At 63.4% G+C, this 22,213-nt stretch carries 20 protein-coding genes; 5 read left to right on the top strand and 15 right to left on the bottom strand.

Annotated elements, in window-relative coordinates; genetic code table 11:
• The first annotated feature begins 276 nt into the window (after window positions 1-276).
• A complete protein-coding gene (locus tag FJ548_RS21740; protein WP_140607553.1) occupies window positions 277-1,152 on the top strand; it encodes an ATP-binding protein in 876 nt (291 codons plus the stop codon).
• A 158-nt stretch (window positions 1,153-1,310) separates the two neighbouring features.
• Here the strand turns inward: FJ548_RS21740 and FJ548_RS21735 are convergent, their stop codons facing one another.
• The 13 genes from FJ548_RS21735 to FJ548_RS21675 form a co-directional block, all read right to left on the bottom strand.
• Window positions 1,311-2,834, bottom strand: coding sequence for a peptidoglycan DD-metalloendopeptidase family protein (locus FJ548_RS21735; RefSeq protein WP_140778945.1), 1,524 nt, complete (start codon window positions 2,832-2,834; stop codon window positions 1,311-1,313).
• A 170-nt stretch (window positions 2,835-3,004) separates the two neighbouring features.
• Window positions 3,005-3,658: a protein-L-isoaspartate(D-aspartate) O-methyltransferase gene (locus FJ548_RS21730; RefSeq protein WP_140694350.1), complete on the bottom strand. Its 654-nt coding sequence runs from the start codon at window positions 3,656-3,658 to the stop codon at window positions 3,005-3,007.
• Complete coding sequence (gene surE, locus FJ548_RS21725) at window positions 3,655-4,413, bottom strand: 5'/3'-nucleotidase SurE (protein ID WP_127281111.1); 759 nt, start codon at window positions 4,411-4,413, stop codon at window positions 3,655-3,657. The genes FJ548_RS21730 and surE overlap by 4 nt, the downstream gene beginning before the upstream one ends.
• Window positions 4,413-5,717 carry a serine--tRNA ligase gene (gene serS / locus FJ548_RS21720; protein ID WP_140778944.1) on the bottom strand — a complete coding sequence of 435 codons (1,305 nt, stop codon included), beginning with the start codon at window positions 5,715-5,717 and terminating at the stop codon, window positions 4,413-4,415. Before serS ends, surE begins: the two co-directional genes overlap by 1 nt.
• A gap of 202 nt (window positions 5,718-5,919) precedes the next feature.
• On the bottom strand, window positions 5,920-6,795 hold the full coding sequence (gene tatC, locus FJ548_RS21715) for a twin-arginine translocase subunit TatC (RefSeq protein ID WP_140607557.1): 876 nt from the start codon (window positions 6,793-6,795) through the stop codon (window positions 5,920-5,922).
• Entirely contained in the window at window positions 6,792-7,562 is a 771-nt protein-coding gene (gene tatB / locus FJ548_RS21710; RefSeq protein WP_140778943.1) for a Sec-independent protein translocase protein TatB, read from the bottom strand. Before tatB ends, tatC begins: the two co-directional genes overlap by 4 nt.
• A gap of 85 nt (window positions 7,563-7,647) precedes the next feature.
• On the bottom strand, window positions 7,648-7,869 hold the full coding sequence (locus tag FJ548_RS21705; RefSeq protein WP_140607559.1) for a twin-arginine translocase TatA/TatE family subunit: 222 nt from the start codon (window positions 7,867-7,869) through the stop codon (window positions 7,648-7,650).
• Between the two features lie 179 nt (window positions 7,870-8,048).
• The gene (scpB, locus tag FJ548_RS21700) at window positions 8,049-8,816 is read right to left on the bottom strand and encodes an SMC-Scp complex subunit ScpB (protein WP_140778942.1); all 768 of its coding nucleotides are present in this window, start codon (window positions 8,814-8,816) and stop codon (window positions 8,049-8,051) included.
• Window positions 8,813-9,616 carry a ScpA family protein gene (locus FJ548_RS21695; RefSeq protein ID WP_140763158.1) on the bottom strand — a complete coding sequence of 268 codons (804 nt, stop codon included), beginning with the start codon at window positions 9,614-9,616 and terminating at the stop codon, window positions 8,813-8,815. Before FJ548_RS21695 ends, scpB begins: the two co-directional genes overlap by 4 nt.
• A 51-nt stretch (window positions 9,617-9,667) precedes the next feature.
• On the bottom strand, window positions 9,668-10,687 hold the full coding sequence (nagZ, locus tag FJ548_RS21690; RefSeq protein WP_140778941.1) for a beta-N-acetylhexosaminidase: 1,020 nt from the start codon (window positions 10,685-10,687) through the stop codon (window positions 9,668-9,670).
• A gap of 177 nt (window positions 10,688-10,864) precedes the next feature.
• Window positions 10,865-14,323 carry an SPOR domain-containing protein gene (locus FJ548_RS21685; protein WP_140778940.1) on the bottom strand — a complete coding sequence of 1,153 codons (3,459 nt, stop codon included), beginning with the start codon at window positions 14,321-14,323 and terminating at the stop codon, window positions 10,865-10,867.
• A gap of 103 nt (window positions 14,324-14,426) precedes the next feature.
• Window positions 14,427-16,184, bottom strand: a complete 1,758-nt coding sequence (argS, locus tag FJ548_RS21680; RefSeq protein WP_140778939.1) for an arginine--tRNA ligase — start codon at window positions 16,182-16,184, stop codon at window positions 14,427-14,429.
• Between the two features lie 62 nt (window positions 16,185-16,246).
• Entirely contained in the window at window positions 16,247-17,461 is a 1,215-nt protein-coding gene (locus FJ548_RS21675; RefSeq protein ID WP_140694336.1) for a deoxyguanosinetriphosphate triphosphohydrolase, read from the bottom strand.
• A 104-nt stretch (window positions 17,462-17,565) separates the two neighbouring features.
• Here FJ548_RS21675 and erpA point away from each other — a divergent pair, with 104 nt between their 5' ends.
• From erpA to FJ548_RS21655, 4 genes are all read left to right on the top strand, one after another.
• Window positions 17,566-17,913: an iron-sulfur cluster insertion protein ErpA gene (gene erpA, locus FJ548_RS21670; protein ID WP_140778938.1), complete on the top strand. Its 348-nt coding sequence runs from the start codon at window positions 17,566-17,568 to the stop codon at window positions 17,911-17,913.
• A gap of 4 nt (window positions 17,914-17,917) precedes the next feature.
• Window positions 17,918-18,307, top strand: a complete 390-nt coding sequence (locus FJ548_RS21665; RefSeq protein ID WP_140778937.1) for a VOC family protein — start codon at window positions 17,918-17,920, stop codon at window positions 18,305-18,307.
• Window positions 18,308-18,317: 10 nt separating this feature from the next.
• Entirely contained in the window at window positions 18,318-19,112 is a 795-nt protein-coding gene (gene xth / locus FJ548_RS21660; protein ID WP_140778936.1) for an exodeoxyribonuclease III, read from the top strand.
• 73 nt (window positions 19,113-19,185) lie between these two features.
• Window positions 19,186-19,500: a hypothetical protein gene (locus tag FJ548_RS21655; protein WP_181165524.1), complete on the top strand. Its 315-nt coding sequence runs from the start codon at window positions 19,186-19,188 to the stop codon at window positions 19,498-19,500.
• A 61-nt stretch (window positions 19,501-19,561) separates the two neighbouring features.
• On the opposite strand, the gene FJ548_RS21650 is transcribed toward FJ548_RS21655, so the two are convergent.
• The gene (locus tag FJ548_RS21650) at window positions 19,562-20,389 is read right to left on the bottom strand and encodes a tetratricopeptide repeat protein (protein WP_140694325.1); all 828 of its coding nucleotides are present in this window, start codon (window positions 20,387-20,389) and stop codon (window positions 19,562-19,564) included.
• Window positions 20,376-22,100 (bottom strand): dihydroxy-acid dehydratase, encoded by a 1,725-nt coding sequence (gene ilvD / locus FJ548_RS21645; RefSeq protein WP_140778935.1) that lies wholly within the window; start codon window positions 22,098-22,100, stop codon window positions 20,376-20,378. Before ilvD ends, FJ548_RS21650 begins: the two co-directional genes overlap by 14 nt.
• Window positions 22,101-22,213 lie beyond the last annotated feature (113 nt).

Here is a 22,213-nt window from a genome sequence, read left to right as displayed (position 1 = left end):
GAAAAACGGCCGCCAAACCGAATGCAGTGAAAATTTGGCGGCCCCGCGAAATTTGGCCGGAATATAGTCGGTAAAGTTGTCAATGCAACTGCGCGGCCGGGCAAATCGGCTGCTTTTCCGGCCTGTTTAGCCGTGTTAGAGCAGGATCGCGAAAAGCGCGAGCCGGTTTTCGGAAAAGATTACGCTCGAACAAATGGTTGCACGCGGTTTCGCAACCGCCGGAAGCGAACGGGTCCCACTCGCCCGACCCAAACAGACGAACCAAGAAGACCCGAAATGACCGACAGCACCATCGACGCCCTCAACGAGAAACTTGACCGCCTGATCGAGGCTGTCGGCCGCCTCGCCCCACCGCCAGTGCCTGAAACCAGCCTTGGCGAGGCCGACTGCTTCGTCTGGCAGGCCGATCCCGGCTATCTGGAGCCGGTGCGCAAGGTCAACCGCGTCGACATTCGCCTGATCCGGGGTGTCGATCGCGTCCGCGACATCCTTGTCGATAACACCGAACGCTTCGCCGCCGGCTTTGCCGCAAACAACGTGCTGTTGTGGGGCGCACGCGGGATGGGCAAATCGTCGCTGGTCAAGGCCGTGCACGCCGAGATCAACGCCAAGGCCAAGTCCGACCTGCCACTGAAGCTGATCGAAATCCACCGCGAGGACATCGACACGCTGCCGAAGCTGATGGGATTGCTGAAGTCCGCTCCCTTCCGCATCATCCTGTTTTGCGACGACCTCTCCTTCGACCACGACGACACGTCCTACAAGTCATTGAAGGCGGCGCTCGAAGGTGGCGTCGAGGGCCGCCCGGCCAACGTCATCTTCTACGCCACCTCGAACCGCCGCCACCTGTTGCCGCGCGACATGATCGACAATGAGCGCTCGACCGCCATCAACCCGTCCGAAGCGGTCGAGGAAAAGGTTTCGCTGTCCGATCGTTTCGGACTTTGGCTCGGCTTCCACAAATGCTCGCAGGACGAATATCTCGACATGATCAACGGCTATGCCAGCCATCATGGCCTCGACATCGACCCCGGGCAGCTTCGCGCCGAGGCGCTGGAATGGGCTACGACGCGCGGCAGCCGCTCGGGCCGCGTTGCCTGGCAGTTCACCCAGGACCTGGCGGGCCGGCTCGGCAAGCCATTGAAGGATTGATCCATGTCGCTCAGGCGAGCTCGGTCTCGCGACCACGACATGCACGGAAACAAAGACTTAAACCAAGAAATCAACTGAAAGAGCCCGCTCCTTGCGGAACGGCCTGAGCCGGCGGGCCGGACTGGAGGTCAGACGGCCCGCAAATCGCTTTTTTTATTCTATTCGAGATAGGTCGAGGGATCGACCGGGGCCGAGTTCTTGCGCACTTCGAAGTGCAGCTTCGGCGAGTCCGTCGTGCCGCTCATGCCCGAGAGTGCGATCTCCTGACCGCGCTTGACCTTCTGGCCGCGTTGCACCTCGATCGAACTGGCATGGCCGTAGACGGTGACTAGACCGTTCTCGTGGCGCACCAGCACCGTATTGCCGAATTCCTTGAGCCCGTCGCCGGCATAGATGACGACGCCGTTCTCGGCTGCCTTGATCGGCGTTCCCGTGGGCACGGCGATGTCGACACCGTCCCTGCCGGATCCGAAGCCGGAGATCACCCGGCCGCGCACCGGCCAGCGCATCTTGCCGATGCCCGTGGCATCCGGCGCCACCGCCTCGTCGTCCTCGGCCTGCTGGATGACCTTCGCATCCTTCTTCGGCGGCGTGTAGGATGCCAGCGTTTCCGACGGCGTGGCCTTTGCGGCGGGCTGCGTGGTGGCCGTGGTCACCGGGTCGACCTTGGCCGGCTTTGCGCTGGCGACTGTCGCGGTTCCACCGGCCGGCACCTTCAGGGTCTGGCCGATCTTGAGCAAGCCATCTTTCATGCCGTTGGCCTGCTTCAGGGCAACGACGCCAACGCCGGTCTTCCTGGCGATCGAGGACATCGTGTCGCCGGACTGGACCGTATAGGTGCCGGCGGGGCCAGCCTTGGCCACCTGCGCTGGCTTGGGCTCCTTGGGCTGGCTTGTGGCAGCCGACGTATCGACCTGAGCCGCGGACTTGCCCTCCTTGACCTTCGGCTGCTGCGGCAGAACGGCGACCTTGTCCGGCGCGGTGGCCGGCAGGTCGTGCTTGCCATCCTTGGCCGGCTTCGCATCAGCGACCTTCGATTCAGCCTTGCTCGAATAGGCATAGGCCGGGATGACGATCTTCTGACCGGTCTTCAGCCCCTTGGTCGGGCTCAGGCCATTCGCCTTCATGATGACATCGGCCGGCACCTTGTAGTGCGCCGCCAGGCCGGAAATGGTTTCGCCGTCCCGGACGACGATCTCGGTCGCGTGCGGCCGGCCGGCCTCAGCCATCTTCGGCTCGTCGGGCTGGGCATTTTTGAATGGCTTCGCGGCCGGCGCGACGGTGCCGGTTGTCGTCCTGTCGACATGGGGAGCGGGCCGAGCCAGGGCCGGCGCCGATGCGACACGCACCGGATTGGCGGCGGGCGCGAGCGCAGGAGCGGCCTCGGCTGAAACCGGCGGCGGCAACGGCCGGCTCGAAACCGGTTCAAGGCTGGAGCGGGCGACCGATTGCGTGTGGCTGCCGTCGAGTGGGGCTGCCGAGACGTCGCCCGGATAGGGCTGTACGGCATCCTGCTTGTTGATGATCGCGCGCTGATTATTGGTCGAGGAAGTAAACACGTCGTCGACACTGTTGAACCGCGAAGCCTGGGAACTGCACCCGGCGGCCGCGCCTGCAATCATGAGAACAGCGCAGCCCCGCGCCAGATTGCGACTATTTGCCTTCAAAACATTGAGTTGCATCGCACTAACCCGCACAAACTCTGCACCAACTGGTCAGGATTAAAGCGCGTTAATGTTACTGGTCGGTTAACCCCATGGAATCCGACATAAATTTTCTTAAAATATTTGGAGCGGCCGGTCATGCACTTCGGCAGGCTGAACCCGGATGGCGGGCGGCGCCTGACGAAAAGCTACATCACCGCTGCCAGGCTGCGCAGGATCGGCTGCAGGCGCACAAGACCGATATCCTCGCGCTCGAAACGGCTGCCGACCTTGGTCAGCTTGGCCAGCACCTGCTCGCCCTCCTCCGGGCCGATCGGTGCGATGACGATGCCGCCGCTCGACAGTTGGTCGAGCAGAAAGCGCGGCAGGCTGTCGAATGCCGCCCAGGCGACGATGCGATCGAACGGTCCTTCAGCGGGCAAACCGGCGGAACCGTCGGCCTGGCGCGCGATGGCGTTGCTGATACCGAGCGCGTCGAAGCGCTGTTTTGCCTGTTCTGTCAGGGTCTTGTAGCGATCTATGGTAACGATGCGCGCGGCAAGCCGCGACATCACCGCAGCGGTGTAGCCCGAGCCGGTGCCGATCTCGAGCACACGATTGCTGGGCTCGATGGCAAGTGCCGCGATCACCGCCGCCTGCATGTCGGCGCCTTCGATCGCCTCGCCGCATTCGATCGGCAACATTCGGTCGGACCAGGCGATCTGGTGGAAGTGGGGCGCCAGGAAACCGCGCCGTGGTGTCGCCTCGAAAGCCGCGATCAGCGCCTTCGGCACGGTCCCCCTGCCGCGCAGGCGCAGCAGGAAAGCGGCGAAGCCTTCGCGATCGTCGATGCCATGGTTCATGCAAGCGCCTTGCTCAGCTGGTCACGGATCTCATGCGCGGTGAGGTCGAGCTGCAACGGCGTCACCGACACCAGACGGTTGCGCAGGGCAAAAAGGTCGGTGCCCTGCTTGCCTTCGACCGGCTCGCGGCCGAAGCGCAGCCAATAGTAAGGCAGGCCACGGCCGTCGCGGCGTTCGTCGACCCAGAGGCTGTGCACCAGCTTGCCCTGTGTGGTGACCACGGTGCCGGCGACTTCCTCGGGAAGGCAGTTCGGAAAATTGACGTTGAGCAGCACGCCGTCGGGCAGCGGCGTCGCGACGAGCTTCTTCAGCAGCGCCGGCGCCAGCGCCTCGGTGGTCTCGTAAGGAACGACGCGGTCCTCGCCGACATAGCTGTAGCCCTGGCTGAGAGCGATCGACCTGATGCCGAGCAGCGCGCCTTCCATGGCGCCGGCGACGGTCCCCGAATAAGTGACGTCGTCGGCGATGTTGGCGCCCGAATTGATGCCGGACAGGATCAGGTCGGGTGCGCCGGGCAGGATCTTCTTGACGCCCATAATGACGCAATCGGTCGGCGTGCCCCGCACGGCAAAGTGCTTTTCGCCGATCTTGCGCAGCCGCAGCGGCTCCGAGATCGACAGCGAATGCGCGTAGCCGGACTGGTCCTGCTCCGGCGCCACCACCCAGACATCGTCGGACAGCGTACGGGCGACGCGCTCGAGCGATGCCAGCCCCTCGGCATGAATGCCGTCGTCGTTGGTCAGAAGGATGCGCATTATTTCGATTCGATCTTTTCCAGGCCGCCCATGTAAGGCCGCAGCACTTCAGGAATGGTTACGCTGCCATCCTCATTCTGGTAGTTTTCGATGACAGCTATGAGAGCGCGGCCGACAGCGGTGCCCGAACCGTTGAGCGTGTGGACGAGACGGTTGCCCTTGCCGTCCTTGTCCTTGTAGCGGGCGTCCATGCGGCGCGCCTGGAAATCGCCGCAGACCGAGCACGATGAAATTTCGCGGTACGCATTCTGGCCGGGCAGCCAGACCTCGATGTCGTAGGTCTTGCGCGCGCCAAACCCCATGTCGCCGGTGCACAGAACCACGGTGCGGAACGGCAGCTCCAGCCGCTTCAGCACTTCCTCGGCGCATTGCGTCATCCGCTCATGTTCGGCGAGTGATGAGTCCTGGTCGGTGATCGATACAAGCTCGACCTTGTAGAACTGGTGCTGGCGCAGCATGCCGCGCGTGTCGCGCCCGGCCGAGCCCGCTTCAGACCGGAAGCACGGCGTCAGCGCCGTGTAGCGCAACGGCAGTTTCTCATGCGCGGTGATTTCTTCACGCACAAGGTTGGTGAGCGGCACCTCGGCGGTGGGGATGAGGCCAAGCCTGCCCCCCCCGTGCGGCGTGAAGAACAGATCCTCCTCGAATTTCGGCAACTGGTTGGTGCCGAAAAGCACCTCGTCCCGCACCATCAGCGGCGGGATTACTTCCTCATAGCCATGCTCGGTCGTGTGCAGGTCGAGCATGAATTGGCCGATCGCCCGTTCCATCCGCGCCAGTCCGCTCTTCAGCACGGTGAAGCGCGAGCCCGACAGCTTCGCCGCCCGCTCGAAATCCATCATGCCGAGCGCTTCGCCGATCTCGAAATGCTCCTTCACCCAGTTCGGCCGCGTCGGCAGCTTGCCGACGACATGCCTGACGACATTGTCGTGCTCGTCCTTGCCGACAGGCACATCATCGAGCGGCACGTTGGGCAGCACCGCCAGCGCGTCGTTCAGCGCCTTGTCGAGTTCGCGTTCGCGCGCCTCGCCATTCTGGATGAAGGTTTTTATCTCGCCGACTTCGGCTTTCAGTTTTTCGGCAAGGGCGGCATCGCCCGAACGCATGGCGTTGCCGATCTCCTTCGAGGCGGCGTTGCGGCGCTCCTGCTTGGTCTGCAGCTCGGTGACATGTTCGCGCCGCGCCTCGTCCCTGGCGATCAATCCGTCGACGGTGGATTGCGCCTCGCCCGCAGGCCACGAGCGCTTGGTGAGCGCCTCGACAAGGGCTTTCGGGTTGTCGCGAATCCATTTGATGTCGAGCATGGTTTATCCGTCCTCAGGTAGCATGTCGCCCAAGTGCGCAGCGGTTTTGGGACAACGGCATGCAAAGCAAAAACTGAAACGCATCGCCTTGATAGCGATGCGTTTCAGTTTGAGGGGCGTAAACCGCAATTTTGATCGATGCAAGATGAGGCTGGGCGGCGGCTGCCGTTTTCCGCCGCTGTCTCGGGCCTGGCTGCGTGCGTTACGAAGCTGCCGGCGCTGGAGGTTCGTCCGGGGTCTTGTCCGCGACGGTCTCGCCTGCCTCCTGCTTCTCGCGCGCCATGCGCTCGCGCGCCTGGCTGCGTTCGATCAGCCGGGACGACCAGATGGCGACCTCGTAGAGCAGGATGGTCGGGATGGCGAGACCGATCTGGCTCATCGGATCGGGCGGTGTCAGCACGGCGGCGACGACAAAGGCGATGACGATCGCCCATTTGCGCTTCTCGGCCAGCGCCTTGGACGACAGCATGCCGACGCGCGTCATCAGGCTGGTCACCACCGGCAGCTGGAACACCAGGCCGAAGGAAAATATCAGCGTCATGATCAGGCTGAGATATTCCGACACTTTCGGCAACAGCGAAATCTGCACCTGCTCGTCGGTACCGGCCTGCTGCATGGCAAGGAAGAACCACATCACCATCGGCGTGAAGAAGAAATAGACCAGCGAAGCGCCCATCAGGAACAGGACGGGCGACGCGATCAGGAACGGCAGGAAGGCGTTGCGCTCGTTCTTGTAGAGACCGGGGGCGATGAATTTGTAGATCTGCGTGGCGATCAGCGGAAACGCGATGACCATACCGCCGAACATGGCGAGCTTGACCTGGGTGAAGAAGAATTCCTGCGGCGCGGTATAGATCAGCTCGACCTTGTGCGGATCGAGCCCGGCCCATTTCGTCGCCCATTTGAAGGGGACAACCAGCAGGTTGAACAACCGCTTGGCGAAGAAGAAGCACACCAGGAAGGCAACGAAGAAACCCCCGAGCGACCAGATCAGTCGGCGACGCAATTCGATGAGATGCTCGATCAGCGGCGCAGACGATTTTTCGATCTCGTCTTTTTCCTTGTCCGAAACGCTCACTTGGCGGCTCCCGACGTCTTCCTGGTCACCGGCTTCGTCGGAGCAGGTTTCGGTTCGGCTTTCGCCCCAGCCTTTGCAGCTGTCGCCTTTGCAGCAGTCGCCTTGGCGGCGGCGGGCTTCATCGCGGCGGTCTCAGGCTTTGCCGCCGTCACGGGCTTTGCCGACGCCTTGGGCGCTGGTGCGGCTTTTGCCGTCACCGCCTTCGCGGGTGTCGAGGCCTTCGACGGCTCTTTTGCCTCCGGCGCCGTCCTGGCGGCCTTCTTTGCCGCAGGTGCCTTCGGCGCCACGGCAGGTTCCGTGGATGCCGGCACCGCCGAAGCATCGGTCATTGCCGGAAAAATCGGCGTTGTCGGCGCGGCATCTGGCCCGTTGACACCAGGCATTTCCGTCGCACCGTTCTTCAACGGCTCGGCCGCCTGCGGCGTCGAGGCGGCAGGTGCCGCCGGATCAGCGGCCGGCTTCGGCTTCATCGCCGCGTCGACGCCGGCGCGCACATCGGCCGCCGCCTGCTCGAACGGATTGAGCTGCTTGCGGATCTCTGCAACCGGGCTGAGGCCCCTGAGCTCGTCGACCGATTTCTTGACGTCGTCGAGCTCGGCTTCCTTCAGCGCCTCGTTGAACTGTTTCTGGAAGTCGGCCGCCATGGTGCGCAGCTTCGCCGTCGTGCGGCCGAAGGTGCGCAGCATGTTGGGCAAATCCTTCGGCCCGACGACCACGATCATGACGATCGCGATCACCAGCATTTCGGTCCAGCCGACTTCAAACATGGCTATCAGTTCCGACTAGTGCTTGTCGCCCGAAAGTGCGAAGCGGTTTTGGGACAACGACATGCACAAAGCAACACCGTTGGGCTCAGCTCTTGCTGACTTTTTCCTTGGCTGCCGAAACGGTTTCGTCGGCGCGGTGCTCGACGGTACGCTTGTCGTCGGCAACGTCGTCGTCGGCCATGCCCTTCTTGAAGCTCTTGATGCCCTTGGCCATGTCGCCCATCAGCTCCGGAATCTTGCCGCGGCCGAACACCAGAAGCACGATGACCAGCACGATCATCCAGTGCCAAATTGAAAATGAACCCATAGCAAATCTCTCTCGAATGTTTTCCCTGGCGATGATCTATGCGTTTTCGCGTTGGGATTCAAACACAACCGCGACAGAGTTTATGAAAGGCTGGCGGATGTCACGCATTTTCGGCGAAGCGGCCCGCTACCAAACGGCGCATGTAAAGCCGGAAAGCAGCTTTTGATAGGCGCCCGTGGTCAATCTTCCGTGACGCGCGGCGTCAGCAGGCCGAGTTCCTCGAGATCGATGTCGGTCAACGGATCCTCGTCCTCGCTCAGCACGTCGGGGTCGGCCGGCGGCAGCGGGATCGAGAAATTCGACGGCATGCGGCCCGAAAGCAGGCCGGCGCCCTTCAATTCCTCCATGCCGGGAAGATCACGGATTTCCTCGAGCGCAAAATGGTCAAGGAAGGTTTCGGTGGTGCCATAAGTGACGGGACGGCCAGGCGTTTTGCGACGGCCGCGCATACGCACCCATTCCGTCTCCAGCAGCGTGTCGAGTGTGCCTTTCGAGGTTTCGACACCACGGATGTCCTCGATCTCGGCGCGCGTCACCGGCTGGTGATAGGCAATGATCGCCAGCACTTCGAGCGCGGCCCGCGACAGCTTGCGCTGCTGCACCGTGTCGCGGCTCATCAGGAAGGCAAGATCGCCGGCGGTGCGGAACGCCCAGGCATCGCCGACCCGGACCAGATTGACGCCGCGCCGGGCGTAGATCTGCTGCAATTCCACCATCGCAAGCGCGATGTTGATGCCATCTGGAAGGCGTGCGGCAAGCTGCTTTTCGCTGACCGGTTCGGCACTGGCGAAGACGATCGCCTCGGCCATGCGGATGGCCTCGGCCATGTGCAGGCGCTCGGCCGGATTCTGTTCCGGATTCAGGGCTGAAGCCTGGTCGAGTTCGCCCTCTTCCTGCTCCTCGTCCACCTTGAACGGGATAACCGAAGCGTTGGCGCGTTCGCTCATGATGCCACCTCGACTGGCTTGATTGTCTGTGCGCGGTGGTCGCGCAGATAGATCGGCGCGAACACCTGGTCCTGCCGCATATCCATTTTGCGCTCGCGCACCAGCTCCAGTGTCGCTGCGAATGAGCTGGCGATGGCCGTGCGCCGCTCTTCCGGGCTGGTCAGATACTGGATGAGGAAGCTGTCGAGCGCCGTCCAGTCCCGCAGCGAGCCGATCAGCCGCGTCAGGATATCTCGGGCATCCTTGAGCGACCAGACACCGCGCCTGGCGATCGTCACATTGGTGATCGCCTGCTTCTGCCGCTGCTGCGCATAAGTGGTCAAAAGGTCGTAGAGCGAGGCCGAGTAAGAGTTGCGCTTCTCGATGATGACCATCTCCGGCATGCCGCGCGCGAACACGTCGCGGCCGAGTCGGTTGCGATTGACGAGACGCGCCGCCGCGTCGCGCATGGCCTCGAGCCGCTTCAGCCGGAATTGCAGCACCGCCGCCAGTTCCTCGCCGCTTTCACCCTCCTCGCCCGGCTGCTTGGGGATCAAAAGCTTCGATTTCAGGAACGCCAGCCATGCCGCCATCACCAGGTAGTCGGCGGCAAGCTCGAGGCGCAGCGCCCTCGCCGTCTCGACAAAGGCCAGATATTGCTCGGCCAGCGCAAGGATGGAAATGCGCGCCAGGTCGACCTTCTGGTTGCGGGCAAGATGCAGCAGGAGATCGAGCGGACCTTCGAACCCGGCGACGTCAACCACCAGCGACGGATCGCCGGTCAGCCGTGAATCGTCATTCTCGGCCCACAGGCGGTCCATCGGGGCCTTGCTCTCCAATGTTTCCGCCACAGTCCTTCCACTTCCTCTTGGTCAGGCCACCGCATCGAAATAGGTGGCGAATTCAGCGCGTATCTCGGTTTCCTCGGCCGTGTCGCTTTTGCTGATATAGGTCATCGCCCGCTTTGCGCGCTCCAGCGACTTGCCCTCAAGCCCCCGGGTGCGCGATGCGATGCCCGCCATCTCCTCGAAAACGCCGTTGCAGTGAAGGACCAGATCGCAGCCCGCCGCAAGGATCGAGGCCGCCTTTGTCGGGAAATCCCCAGAAAGTGCCTTCATCGAAGTGTCGTCGCTCATCAGGAGCCCGTCAAAGCCGATGTCGCAGCGAATGATCTCGTCGATGACCTTGCCGGACGTCGTTGCCGGATTCTTGGGATCGATGGCGCTGTAGACGACATGCGCGGTCATCGCCATCGGCAGATGGTTAAGCTCCCTGAACGGAGCGAAATCATGCCGCTGCAGGTCGCTGAGCGAAGCGTCGACTGTAGGCAACTCGAAGTGCGTGTCGGCAAAGGCCCTGCCATGGCCCGGAATGTGTTTCATGACAGGCAGCACGCCGCCCGACATCAGGCCTTCGGCCGTGGCGCGGCCAAGTTCGATGACCGCGCGCGGCTCCTTGCCATAGGCGCGCGCGCCGATGACATCGCTGGCACCTTCGATCGGCACGTCGAGCACCGGCAGGCAATCTGCTGTGATGCCGTAGCGCAGCAGGTCAAAAGCGTGCAGGCGCGCCATCAGCCAGGCCGCACGGGCGCCGGCGTCGTGATCGTCGCGCCACAGCGCGCCAAGCGCGCCGCCCGCCGGATAGTTTGGCGCCAGCGGTGGCCGAAGGCGTTGCACCCTGCCGCCTTCCTGGTCGATGAACACCAGCGCATCCGGACGCCCGATGCAGTCGCGCATCTCGGCGACCAGATCACGGATCTGCTCGGTCTCGCTAATGTTGCGGGCAAACAGGATGAAGGCCCAGGGGCATTCATTGCGATAGAAGTTGATTTCTTCGCGGGTGAGCGATTTCCCGGCACAGCCGAGGATCATGGATTTTGATTCGGTCATGGCTGGAGTCTAAGGCCTCGCGCGATCAAAGGGAATCGTCTCGGCTCGCAGGCCGCGACCACAAGATATGCTCCCACATGAAAAACGGGCACATGAAAAAGCCGGGCGCATAGGGGCAGCCTATACGAAAACCGGCGCGGCCTTGGGCCGCGCCGGTTTTTGAATGGTTATCGGCGTCTAACGCGACACGAAGCAGTTGCCGCCGGCTGCCTTGTAGCTGGTGCACAAATTGATGGCATCGTTGCGCGACTGAGCCGGAACGCGGACGCGGTAGAATGTGCCTTTGCCTGCGATCTCGGCCTTGACGATGTTGGCGGTGCGGCCGGAAAGCACGCTGCCGTAGCGGCGCTGCAGATCCTGGTAAGTCGATTGGGCGCTTTCCACGGTCGGCTGCGAAGCGATCTGCATCGACCATGAACCGCCGGTCGCCGCCGTTGCCGGATCGATGGAAGCGACCTGATCGGGCTTGACCTCGCCGACGACGTCGACCGGCTGGTCGGACGGACGCTGCGGCGCCACCGGAACTTTGGCCGGCGTGTTGGCCGACTGCGCCTTCGCCGGCGGCTTGGCTGCCGGCTTGAGCGCAGGCTCGTCCGCCTGGGCGGCGGCGGTCGCCACGGTACCGGTCTGGTCGGCATCGGACTGGCCCGAAGGGGCGACATGCTGGGGCGCCGGATCGGCTGGTTCAGTGGCGGCCACCTGCGGTGCGGCCGGTGCCGGATCCTCGCGCGGCACCAGCGAGCCGTCTGACTTGACCACCATGGTCCTCACCTTGCGCGGCGCAACGGCGACGACGTCGGTGCTGGTGCCCTTGTCGGCATCCTGCAGCACCTGCGCGATGCGATCCTCGGACTTGGGCGCCGGTGCCGCATTGTCGGCCGGCGCACTGGCGGCCGGTGCTGCATTGGCGGTCGCGACGGCATTGGCGATCGGGGCGGTGTTGCCCTCGTCCGTCACGCCAGCGGCAGCGCTCTGGCCAGAAGAAAGATCGACGGCACGGGCCGGATCCTTCGCCTGCACATCCACAGGTCCCTCGGTGTTGGTGACAAGTTTCTGCTGCACCGGCTCGGCGGGCTTCGCACCCTTGACCACGGCGTCATAGACCTTGTTGTCCTGGTTCGGCACCACAGTGCCGCCCGGATTTTCGGGCTTGATCTTGATTGGCGAATTGTCGGCCTTCACGATCACCGGGGCCTCGCTGCCACCCTTGCCGCCAAGAGACAGGGCAAAGGCACCAAGACCGCCTGCAACCGCCACCGCGCCGACGATCGCAGCGATGAACAGGCCGCGCCGGCCCGACGGCCTGGCCGCTTCCCGCTCGCCGAGCCCGGGAACAGACATGGCCTCGTCAAGTTCAGGATCGTAGTCGAGTTCATCGACGGTAAAATCGTCCGCCTGCGAGACCGGCTGGCTGCCGGGCAGGCTGTCGAGGTCGAAGCCGTCGGCGGCATTGGCGTAGCCTGTGGTCGCCGCCCCGCGGGCAGGCATTTCGGCCGGCCGCGCCGCATAGGTCCGCGCTTCCGGCTGATAGGCCGACTTGGGTTGTTCGTATCCCTGATTGAGCGCATATCCCGGATTGAGCTTCTCATATCCCGGATTGAGCTTCTCATATCCCGGATTGGGGCCCTCATATCCCGGATTGAGCCCCTCATATCCCGGATTGAGCGCCTCATATCCCGAATTGAAACCGGCATTATAGGATTCATCCGCATGGGAAGCGCTGCTTGCGGCAGCAGCGGGAGCCGGCGCGACATCCACCGAATTCATTTCCGTCAGAAGGCTGGCGAACTCTGCGTCAAGATCGTCATAGCCGGATGCCGCCGGTTCATCTTCCTCGAAATGCAGCTCCGGAATGTCGAGATCGTCAGCCAGCGCCACAACGCGCTCCGGCACGTCGACCGTCTCGACATCAGGCATCTCTTCGTAGCGGGAGGACTGGCGGGGCTGCGGCGCGGATACCGGCGTCGCATAAGGGGCGGCCGCAACGGGCTCGGTCGGATGGTAGGGCGGCATCGCGGCCACTTCCGGTGCCACGGCCCCGGCAGCCATCGAAGCGGCTGGCTGCGCGGCAAATGCCGGCTGCTGGGGAACCGGTGTTACGCGGCTCCACGAACGGGCCGGTTCCGCCGGTGCGGAGCGTTCCGCCTGCCAATCGGGAGAATCAGCTTGATCCTGCCGGAAGACTGCTCCGTCACTCGGATCCAGGCTCTTGGCCAAGGCGGCATCGAACGCATCATTGTCGATATCGACATCGACTTGATCAGCATCAGTGGCATGCGAGCCAAGATCCTGAAGCTCATCGAGCAGCAGATTATCGGGATCGGTATCGGCGGCCTGTGCGGCATCGGAGTGATGCATTTCCTCTTCGGATGCCGGTTCGTCGAGATCCCAGTCGAGTTCGCCAACAAGATCGGCGGGCTCCTCGGTGGTCTTTGCGGCTGCGACAGGCGATTGAATTGGAATAGCAGCAGGTTGAGCCACGACGGGTCCGGCCATGGCCGGCTCCTTGGCAGACGGCACCGCGCGTGCGGTCATGGCGCCGAGAAGCGCATTCAACTCGTCCTCGAGGCTCCGTTCATCGGCCATGGGGGCTTGCGCCGGCTCGGCCATATTGGCAGCGGGGGCTGCCGTCGCCGCCGGTTGAACCGCAGCAGCCGCGAGCTCGGCGGCCGGCTCTTCGGCAGGCTCGGCAAACGCGTCATCGAGGTTCACATCGAAAGCGTCATCCGACACGGGTTCGGCGCTTGGGATCTCGCCCTTCGTTTCCTCGGCATGAGTGAACACTTCGTCCGCCTCCGCCTCATCAAAGGCCACCGGCTCGTCCGCCTGAATGTCAAAATCCGCGCCGACATCGGCCATGGCGTCGTCGAAGTGGCCCGCGAAAGCCTCATCGGAGACCGCCTGGGCCTCATTCGCGGCGGCCTGCGCCGGTTCTGGGTATTCGACGGCAGCCGCGTGGTGCTGATCCGCCGAATGGTCGTCAAGCATCAGTTCGTCTTCGAGCGACATGGCGACCGCATCGTCGAACTGATGGTCCGAGACCGGCTCCTCAATCACCGGCTCTTCGGCAACAGCGTGCTGAGTCTCGGCGGCCTCATCCTCGACATGGAAGTCCCGGTCGAGCGACGCGGCAAGCTCGTCCTCCATCGGCAGATCGTCCTCATAGGGCGAAACGCCTTCAAGCGAACTGGCGACGGCATTGTCGAAATCGGCGTCGAAGGCAGGCTCGACGGATGGCGCGGCATCGGCCGCAGCGGCACTCGCATGGCTGGCGACGACCGCCTGATCATCGACATCGGCCATGTCCAGATGGAAATCGTCGTCGAGCGAAAGGGCAAGATCGTCGTCCGCCGCATGGATGGCCGCCGTTTCGAATGCCGGCTCATGAACCTCGACGACGGGAGCGACGACGCTGTCGCCAGCGTTGAACTCGCCCATCAGTTCCTTTTCGAGATCGATATCGAAATCGTCCTCTTGCACTGACGGACCGGCGACAGTGACCTGTGACGGGACCGGCGCCTGCGGCTTGACCGGCTGGCGTGGGTCGAATCCCATGATCCTGGTCAGCTCCGCGAACGGATCATCGTCGGCGATGTCGTTGTTGTCGGCTATTCTCAGCTGGGTTCTGTCTGCCATTATTGTTCCCGAACTCGCACTCAGTCGGACGCCATGGACGTCGCGCAGGGTTGGCCCTTACCAGCGCAATGTGGGCAAAAGGTGACAGGTTTTTTAGTTAAACCTAACGCATTTCGGTGGGCGCGGCGGCTCCGATCAACGTCAGGCCGGACGTCAAAACGTCCGAAACAGCCTGCACCAGCCCTAGTCTGGCATGCGTCAATTCTCGGTCGTTAACCTTAACAAAACGTAAGTCCGGATTATCCGTGCCACGGTTCCAATGGCCGTGGAAACTGGACGCCAGATCATAGAGATAAAATGCCAGTCGATGCGGCTCGAGCGCAAGTGCTGCGGACTCGATCAGGCGTGGATATTCTGCGAGCTTGCGGATCAGGCCGATCTCGCCCTCGTCTGTCAACGACGTCACCGCGGCAGCCAGGCGATTGCGATCGAAATTCGCCTCGCCCAATTGCTCGCTCGCCTGCCGGAACACCGAATGGCAGCGCGCCGAGGCGTACTGGACATAAAACACCGGATTGTCCTTCGACTGCTCCGTCACCTTGGCGAAGTCGAAGTCAAGCGGTGCATCGTTCTTGCGGTAGAGCATCATGAAGCGGATCGGGTCGCGCCCGACTTCTTCAACCACCTCGCGCAACGTCACGAAGTCGCCGGACCGCTTCGACATGCGGACCGGCTCGCCATCGCGAAACAGCTTGACCAAGTTGCACAAAAGCACGGTGAGCTTGACGTCGTCACCGGCAATCGCCCGCGCCAGCGCTTCCAGCCGCTTGACGTAGCCGCCATGGTCGGCGCCAAGCACATAGATCAGGTCGACAAAGCCGCGATCGACCTTGTCCTTCAGATACGCCACGTCGGCGGCGAAATAGGTAAAGGCGCCATCGGACTTGACCAGCGCCCGGTCCATGTCGTCGCCCACGGCGGTCGAACGGAACAGCGTCTGTTCGCGGTCTTCCCAGTCGTCCGGTTTCTCGCCCTTGGGCGGCGGCAGCTTGCCCTTGTAGATGTGGCCCTTCAGCGTCAGGTCGTTGATCGCCGAGCGGATCTTCCTGGCATTGTCGGCATGCAGCATGCGCTCGGAGAAGAACACGTCGTGGTGCACGTTGAGCAGCGCGAGGTCCTCGCGGATCATCGCCATCATCGCATCGATGGTGCGGTCCTTGACGATGGCCAGCGCCTCGTCTTCCGGCATCTGCAGCAGGGAGCGGCCAAACTCCCGGACCAAAGCCTCGCCGACCGGGACGAGATAGTCCCCCGGGTAAAGTCCGGCCGGAATCTCGCCGATGTCCTCGCCGAGCGCCTCGCGGTAGCGCAGCATCGCCGAACGCCCGAGGACATCGATCTGCGAGCCGGCGTCGTTGATGACATATTCCTTGGTCACGTCGTAGCCGGCGAACGCCATCAGGTTGGCGAGCGCGTCACCGACTACCGCGCCCCGGCAATGGCCGACATGCATCGGCCCTGTCGGGTTGGCCGAGACATATTCGACATTGGTTTTCCGGCCGGCCCCGATCGTCGAGCGGCCATAGTTGCGGCCCTCGCCGAGAAGCACCGACAGATGAGCCTGCCAGAAGCCGTCCTTGAGCCGGAGATTGACGAAGCCTGGGCCTGCGACCTCGGCGGCGGCGACATCCTTGTCGGCCCGCAGCGCCTCCGCCAGTTTCTCGGCCAATGCGCGCGGATTCTGGCCGGTTGGCTTGGCCAGCACCATCGCGGCATTGGTCGCGAGATCGCCATGGCTGGCGTCGCGCGGTGGTTCGACGGCAATCCGCGACAGGTCGGGCGAAACGCCGTCCTTGTCTTTCAGATCGAGCGCTTCGACAGCCTTTGTGACTCGCGCGGTGAAATCGGCGAAGATGTTCATGGGTATTGCTCTGGCGGCTTTATAGCGAATCCGGCTCGTTGGCCGGCAAAATCGCGCCCGCCCTAGCTCAAATCCGGTGTGCGGTCAAACAAACGCCGATGTTCCTTCAGCGCGTAGGTGTCGGTCATGCCCGCGAGGAAATCGGCAACGCTGCGCGCCTTGATGCGATCTTCGGCCCGGTCCAGCCCCTCGCGCCAGCCGTCCGGCATGGCACGAGGATCGGCGAAATAGGCGTCGAACAGGTCCCTGACGATCTGCTCGGCACCGGCGCGCACCCGCATCACCTCCGCGTGCCGGTAGAGGTGCTTGTAGAGGAACGCCTTCAGTTCCTTCTCGGCCGCGGCCATCTCGGCGGAAAAAGTAACCATCGTCTCGCCCGCCGCCCGCACAGCATCGGCGCTGCGCGGCCCTGCACGCTCCAGATTGGCGGTCGCGCAGACAATGACGTCCTCGACCATGGCGGTGATCTGCCGCCGCATCAATTCGTGGCCGGTGCGTACGTCATCGAGCGCCGGATAGCGTTGGCGCACGCCCTTCAGGATCGCTCCCGGCAGCGAGACGGCCTCCAGCATGTCGAGCGTCAGCAGCCCTGCCCGCAGGCCGTCGTCGATGTCATGGGTGTTGTAGGCGATGTCATCGGCGATCGCCGCGCATTGCGCCTCGATGCCGGCGAACCGGTCGAGTTCGAGGTCCTGCAGCTGCGAATAATCGCGGATCGCCTGCGGCACCGGTCCTTTCAGGCCTTTGCCGCTGGTGTCCGTCAGTGGACCGTTGTGCTTGACCAGGCCCTCAAGCGTTTCCCAGGTCAGGTTCAACCCGTCGAATTCGGCATATCGCGCTTCCAGCCTCGTCACGATACGCAGCGATTGAGCGTTGTGATCGAAGCCGCCCCAGGCGGCCATCTTGTCGTTCAGCGCGTCTTCGCCGGTGTGACCGAAGGGTGTGTGGCCGAAATCATGCACCAGCGCGACCGCCTCGGCGAGATCCTCGTCGCCGCGCAGCGCCCGCGCCAGCGCACGGGCAATCTGCGCCACTTCGATCGAATGGGTCAGCCTTGTGCGATAATGGTCGCTTTCATGGGCGATGAAGACCTGGGTCTTGTGCTTGAGCCGCCGGAACGCGGTCGAATGGATGATGCGGTCCCGGTCGCGCTGGAACGGCGTGCGGGTCGGGCTTTCGACCTCGTCGAACAGCCGGCCGCGCGAGCGCGCCGGATCGGTGGCATAAGCCGCGCGTGGCCGGTAGCCAAATCCGATGTCGCCCAACTCGTTGGTCATGATCGATGCCGCAGGTTGACTTGGTGCAGTTGACTTGGGATGTGGTTGACTTGGCCGCTCGCGCTTCATACCTATCATGTGAAACGGAAAGCAAGGTGACGCCCATGGGCGCGGATGCCAAGACTGCCATGAAAGTCGACATGACCGAGGCCGCGGCCAAGCGGATCGCCAAGATCGTCTCTGGCGAAGCCGGCAAGACGGCACTGCGCGTTTCCGTCGAAGGCGGCGGCTGCTCGGGCTTTTCCTACAAGTTCGACCTGGTCGATACGCGCAACGACGATGACGTCGCCATCGAGAAGGACGGCGCCACGGTGCTGATCGACGACGTGTCCTTGGCCTACATGGGCGGCTCGGTGATCGACTTCGTCGACGATTTGATGGGCCAGTCTTTCCAGATCAGGAACCCGAATGCGGTGGCTTCCTGCGGCTGCGGCACCAGTTTCTCCATCTAGCGGCATGCCTGCCATCGGCGCGGTCCGTCAGGTCGCGCTGTCGGCCGGACGGAACCTCGACGCGACGCTGACCTTCTGGCACGACGTGCTCGGCATGAATGTGCATGCGCGCTTCGAGCCGCCGGGCATAGCCTTCATCATGGCCGGCGACATCAGGCTGCTGTTCACCGATGGCATACCGGCCGGAACCGTCTATCTCGACATATCAGGCCTCGATGATTTCCACGCCGAGGCAAAGGCCGCGGGCGTTCCCTTCACCGCGCCGCCGGCTCTCGTCCATCGCGACGCCAAGGGTCTTTTCGGTCCAGCGGGGGAAAGCGAGTGGATGGCCTTCCTAAAGGACCCTGCCGGCAATACGATCGGTCTGGTCGAACGCCATCCGCCGCAAGAGTAATGAGACCGTCATGAAAATCGTCACCTGGAATATCAACGGCGTGCGCGCCCGCCTCGGCAACCTCACCCATTGGCTGACCGAGAGCGCGCCCGACATCGTCTGCCTGCAGGAGATCAAGACGGTCGACGATCAGTTCCCGCGCGCCGAGATCGAGGCGCTTGGCTACAATGTCGAGACCCATGGCCAGAAGGGTTTCAACGGCGTTGCCCTGCTGTCGAAGCTGCGCTTCGACGAAGTTGTCAAAGGCCTGCCCGGTGACGATGCCGACGAGCAGGCGCGTTTCATCGAAGGCGTCTTCTCGACCGACAAGGGCGCCTTGCGTGTCGCTTCCCTCTATCTACCGAACGGCAATCCGATCGATGACGAGAAGAAGTTCCCCTACAAGCTGTCCTGGATGACGCGGCTGGAGCGCTGGGCCGAGGAGCGCCTGAGGCTGGAAGAGGCCCTGGTGCTGGCCGGCGACTACAACGTCATTCCCGAGCCGATCGACGCGCGGTTTCCGGAAAACTGGTTGGGCGACGCGCTGTTCCAGCCGCAGACCCGGCAGGCCTTCCGCCGGCTGCTCAATCTCGGTTTCACCGAAGCGGTGCGAGCCGTCACCGACGCCCGCGACACCTACACCTTCTGGGATTACCAGGCCGGCGCCTGGCAGAAGAACAACGGCATCCGCATCGACCATTTGCTGCTGTCCCCGGAAGCTGCCAACCGGTTCTCGTCCGCCTCGATCGAAAAACACGTGCGCGCCTGGGAAAAACCGTCCGACCATGTGCCGGTGGCAATCGACCTCGCCCTGCAGCCGGCCTGACCGGGAAGCCCTGCCCTTCGGCCGACGGCGGACCTTCTATCGCCACAAATCGGGCGCATGGTGAGAAATCATCATGGCGGCTGGGGTTCCCATGACCACTCGGTTTGCTCTTTGTCCGATCGGCTTGGCCTTCACCATGGCTGCGATCGTGCCGGCCTTCGCCGCCCCGGAATGTCTGGCCAATGGAAAATCTTATCCGGTCGGTCAGGTCGCCTGCCTGACAGCCGACCAAAGTCATCTGGCCCGCTGCGACATGGTGCTCAACAACACATCATGGACGAAGGTCGGCGATAGCTGTCCTGGAAACACCACGGCGCCGCGCCTGCCCGCCACGCCGATCTCGACGCCGGCGCCAAGCAGGGTGCCGACAGAACCGACCGAGAACTGATTTTCCCCATAGCTTATCTCCACGCTCGTCGAAGAGATTGGCGGGCTCAGCCGTCGCGCCTTTACTGATCGGTGTTATTGCCCTTGGTCAGGATGTCGTCGGCGAGCGAGATCGCGGTGCGGCGGTCGGCTTCACCGGCGGCGGCGAAGGCCTCTTCCTGCATGCCACGAATCCAGGGCTGGTCGGCGGGCGGCGCACGTTCAAGGGCGGCCGTCATCATCGCCAGGCCGCGAACGATCTTGCCACTCTGGAAGAGCAAATGGCCAAGCGTCGCCTGCGCGCCGGCATGGCCTTTCTCGGCGGCGAGCTGGAACCAGCGCCCGGCCTGCTTGACGCTGGCCTTCACGCCTCCCTCGCCTTTCAGGAACATCTGCCCCATCTCGAACTGGGCGTTCGGGTTGCGGTAGTTGGCGGCCGCACGCATGTAATATTCCTGGGCCGCCACCTCGTTCTCGGTGACCGGACTGCCGGGAATACCCTTGCGCAGATAATCGCCGAGCGCCACCAGCGCATCGGAGACGTAGCTTTCTTCCGGCGAACCGGGCTCGACATCCTGATCGACAATTTCCGAGAAGAACTTGAATGCCTCATAGTCGTCGCGCGCCACGCCATCGCCCTCGGCATACATGCGGGCAAGCTTCCAGGTGGCGCCGATCTGGCCGTTCTCGGCGGCGTATTTATAAGCCTCGGCGGCCTGTTCCTTGTGGCCGTTCTTGTAGGCGGAGAAGCCGAACTGGAACACCGCCCAGGGGCTCGACTGCGGCTTCACGCCGGTCTTGTCATCGAACACCTTGTCGTCGAAGGCCATGGCCTGGCCCACGGCGCCAAAGATCGCAACGGCGACCAGTGCCGGAAGGACAGAGGACCTCAGCAACTCAGATGTCCGCATAGCAGTGTGTTTCTTTCGCACCGCCCGGATGAGTGACCGCGCCATCGCGGGCAGACCCGACCGTCTGTGCGTATTTCCATATCGCGCCCGACTGATAGTCGGTCGTGCGCGCCTTCCATGTCTTGGCCCGCGCCGCCAGCTCGGCCTCGGTCAGCGCCACCTCGATCGTGCCGTTCACCGCGTCGATCGAGATCACGTCGCCATCCCGGATGAGACCGATCGGGCCGCCAACTGCCGCTTCGGGTCCGACATGGCCGATGCAGAAGCCGCGCGTCGCGCCCGAAAAGCGCCCGTCGGTGATCAGCGCCACCTTGCCGCCCATGCCTTGGCCGTAGAGCGCCGCTGTCGTCGACAGCATCTCGCGCATGCCCGGTCCGCCGCGCGGCCCTTCGTAACGGATGACCAGAACCTCGCCTTCCCGGTAGTTGCGGTGCGTCACCGCTTCGAAGCACTCCTCTTCCGAATCGAAGCAGCGCGCGGGGCCGGAGAATTTCAACTCCGTCATGCCCGCGAGCTTCACGATCGCGCCTTCGGGGGCAAGGTTTCCTTTCAAGCCCACGACACCGCCGGTTTGGGTAATAGGTCTGTTGGCCGGGCGGACCACATCCTGGTGTTCATTCCAGGCAACGTGCTCCATATTTTCGGCCAAAGTACGGCCAGTGACCGTCAGGCAATCGCCATGCAGATAGCCGTGGTCGAGCAGCGTCTTCATCAACAGCGGAATGCCGCCGGCCTCGAACATGTCCTTGGCGACATATTTGCCGCCGGGCTTGAGGTCCGCGATATAGGGCGTCTTCTCGAAGATGCGGGCGACATCGAACAAATCGAACTTTATCCCCGCCTCATGCGCGATCGCCGGCAGATGCAGCGCTGCATTGGTTGAGCCGCCAGTGGCGGAGACCACGGTCGCTGCGTTCTCCAGCGCCTTCAGCGTGACGATGTCGCGCGGCCGGATGTTTTTCGCGATGAGCTCCATGACCTTTTCGCCGGAAGCGAAATTGAAACGATCGCGCATCTCGTAAGGCGCCGGCGCACCGCAGGAATAAGGCAGTGCCAGGCCGATCGCCTCGGCGACGGTGGCCATGGTGTTGGCGGTGAACTGCGCGCCGCAGGAGCCGGCCGACGGACAGGCCGCCTGCTCGATTTCAAGCAGTTCGGAATCGCTGATCGTACCGACCGAGTGCTGGCCGACCGCCTCGAACACATCCTGCACGGTGATCTGCCGGCCGCGATAGCTGCCCGGCAGGATCGAACCGCCATAGATGAAGATGGATGGCACGTTGAGACGCACCATGGCCATCATCATGCCCGGCAGCGACTTGTCACAGCCGGCGAGCCCCACCATCGCGTCATAGCAATGGCCGCGCATGGTGAGTTCGACAGAATCGGCGATGACCTCGCGCGACACCAGCGACGACTTCATGCCCTGGTGGCCCATGGCGATGCCGTCGGTGACCGTAATGGTGCAGAATTCGCGCGGCGTGCCATTGGCGGCGACCACGCCCTTCTTGACCACTTGCGCCTGGCGCATCAGCGAGATGTTGCAGGGGGCCGCTTCGTTCCAGCAGGAGGCGACGCCGACCAGCGGCTGCGCGATTTCAGCGGCCGACAAGCCCATCGCATAGAGATAGGAGCGGTGCGGCGCACGCGCCGGCCCGACGGTCACATGGCGGCTGGGGAGCTTAGCCTTGGAAATGCCTCTGGCGTCCATACTCTTCCTTGCCGCGGGCGGCGCGGCCTGCCCCATCGCCGAGCCTTTTGGCGCGCGTCCCGAGACAAGATCGAGGTGCGCCGGGTTTATGGCGGGAAATGGGCAATTTCCTC

Source organism: Mesorhizobium sp. B2-4-17 (genome assembly GCF_006441275.1).
Taxonomy (GTDB): domain Bacteria; phylum Pseudomonadota; class Alphaproteobacteria; order Rhizobiales; family Rhizobiaceae; genus Mesorhizobium.
This window is presented reverse-complemented; position numbering and strand designations above follow the sequence as displayed.